Source organism: Cryobacterium sp. TMT3-29-2, from assembly GCF_004564305.1.
GTDB classification, from domain to species: Bacteria; Actinomycetota; Actinomycetes; order Actinomycetales; family Microbacteriaceae; genus Cryobacterium; species Cryobacterium sinapicolor.
The window spans coordinates 1-2,287 of sequence record NZ_SOGK01000081.1 but is presented as its reverse complement, the minus strand read 5'-3'; the positions used below and the strand labels follow the sequence as shown (position 1 = coordinate 2,287).

General features: G+C 71.9%; 1 protein-coding gene and 1 pseudogene. Both read left to right on the top strand.

Annotated elements, in window-relative coordinates; all coding sequences use genetic code 11:
• Nucleotides 1-1,243: pseudogene (locus E3O67_RS16950) on the top strand (hypothetical protein); the annotation flags it as partial.
• Between the two features lie 3 nt (nt 1,244-1,246).
• On the top strand, nt 1,247-1,846 hold the full coding sequence (recR, locus tag E3O67_RS09610) for a recombination mediator RecR (protein ID WP_134433108.1): 600 nt from the start codon (nt 1,247-1,249) through the stop codon (nt 1,844-1,846).
• Nucleotides 1,847-2,287 lie beyond the last annotated feature (441 nt).

The window sequence follows — 2,287 nt, the reverse complement described above, 5'->3', positions numbered from 1 at the left end:
ATCCGCGCCCGCCGGATCCGCGCCCGCCGGATCCGCGCCCGCCGGATCCGCGCCCGCCGCGGCCCCGGTCACCTCGTCGGCCCGTCCCGCTGCTGCGATCCCGGCGGTGCCAGGCTCCTCGGTCCCGAGCCCGGCGGTGTCAGGGTCCACCGCACCGAGGGCACATCAAAGCGCCCCCGGCGCAACAACGACCGAAGAGGCGTCGGCCGTCGACGCCGACCCCGATCCGGCCGTAGCCCCGACCGCTGCCGCCGATCCCGACTCCGAGTCCGCAGGCGCCGCTGCGGAGCCGGACCCCGAGCCGGATCCCGATCCCGATCCGATCGCCGACCGAATCGTTGCCGCGGACTCCGCCGGGCCCTCCGCGGTTGCTCCGTCGCCCGCGGATGCCGGCCCCGCTCCGGCCGCCGCCGCTACCCCTCGTGCTGATTCCGATCCGGCCGCCGCCGTCCCTGCCTCTGCCGTTACCGCCGAGTCCGCCCCGGGCTCCGCGGTAGCTCCGGCACCCGCGGACGTCGCCGCTGCGGCATCCGTTGCCGTCACCCCGGCGACCGCCCCGGCGACCGCCCCGGCGACCGCCTCTCCCGTGACTGGCTGGGCGACCGTTGTCATTCCGAGCTCGTCGGACGCCGGCCCCGGCTGGGCCACGGCCTCCATCCCCGGGTCGGCCCCGGCCGCCGCCACCGTTGACACCGTTGACACCGTTGACACCGGTGCGACCGCTGCTCCCGGCCCCACCGCTGCTCTCGCCCCCAGCGCGGTGCAGGCCCCCGGCGCGCAGGCCGCTGCGCGTTCCACGCCGAACGCACCCGCATCCGTATCGGCACCTGCGCCCACGGCGGCGCGCGGGTCCGGGCGGGCTTTCGAACCGGAGCCGCCCTACGACGACGAGCCCCCGCCCTACGACGAAGAGTTCCCGCCGGATCCGCACCCGAACGGCGGCCAGTCCGGAACCCAGCCCGGAACCCAGCCCGGAACGCAGTCCGGAACGCAGCCCGGAACGCAGCCCGGAACGCAGTCCGGAACCCAGCCCGGAACCCAGTCCGGAACCCAGTCCGGAACCCAGCCGCGCACCCAGGCGCAGACTCCGACCCAGGCGGGTCGCGCAGCATCCGTCGCCCGGCGCGGGCCAGCGTTTGCGGAGAAGCAGCGCTACGGCGAGTCGGTGGTGCGTGAGATCCTGGGTGCCACCTTCCTCGAAGAACAGCCGCACGACCCGGCACCGCGAACCAGAGGCGACTAACCCATGTACGAAGGCATCGTTCAGGAACTGATCGACGAGCTCGGCACGCTGCCCGGAATCGGACCCAAGTCCGCGCAGCGGATCGCGTTCCACATCCTGCAGACCGAGCAGTTCGACGTGACCCGGCTCGCCAACGTGCTGCTCGAGGTGCGCGACAAGGTGAAGTTCTGCGACATCTGCGGCAACGTGTCCGAGCAGACGACCTGCATGATCTGCCGCGATCCGCGCCGCAATCCCGCGATGATCTGCGTGGTCGAAGAGGCCAAAGACGTCGTCGCGATCGAGCGCACCCGCGAATTCAAGGGGCTCTACCACGTACTCGGCGGGGCGATCAGCCCCATCGACGGCGTCGGACCCGACGACTTGCGCATCCGTCAGCTGATGCAGCGCCTCGCGGACAACACGGTTCAGGAGGTCATCATCGCCACCGACCCGAACCTCGAGGGGGAGGCAACCGCGACCTACCTGTCGCGCCTGCTGACCACCCTCGAGATCAAGGTCTCCCGGCTCGCGTCGGGGCTCCCGGTCGGCGGCGACCTCGAGTACGCCGACGAGGTCACCCTGGGCCGTGCCTTCGAAGGCCGGCGCACGGTCACGAACTAGGGCTTCTCGCCGCCCCCGGTCCTCGCACCCGCTGCCGCAACTGTTGCCCCCACGGCGCCTGCCCGCTGCCCTGCGCGCCCACTGCCGCAACTGTTACCGAAGCGGACAACTGTGCCCGGTGTGCGGGCAACACTTGTCCACACGGGCAACAGTTGCGGCCAGGGACGGCCGCCCGGGGAGACCGCATCCGCCATCGACCTGCGCCAGGGGCGGCCGCCGCCCGCCGCGACGACAGACGGGCCGGGGGAGACCCGGCCCGTGGCATCCGTTGCCCCGTTGATTCGCGGGCAACGCCAGCTGCGGAGAATTTCGAGACTCGCCGTGTGGCGGGGCTGGGGTGACCCAGTGTTTCCGGACAGTCCTCCTGAATTCAGGATTGGATAGACAAATGGAACACGAGAAACACAAGCACTTCAGCCCGGAGTTTCGGGCTGCCGCGGT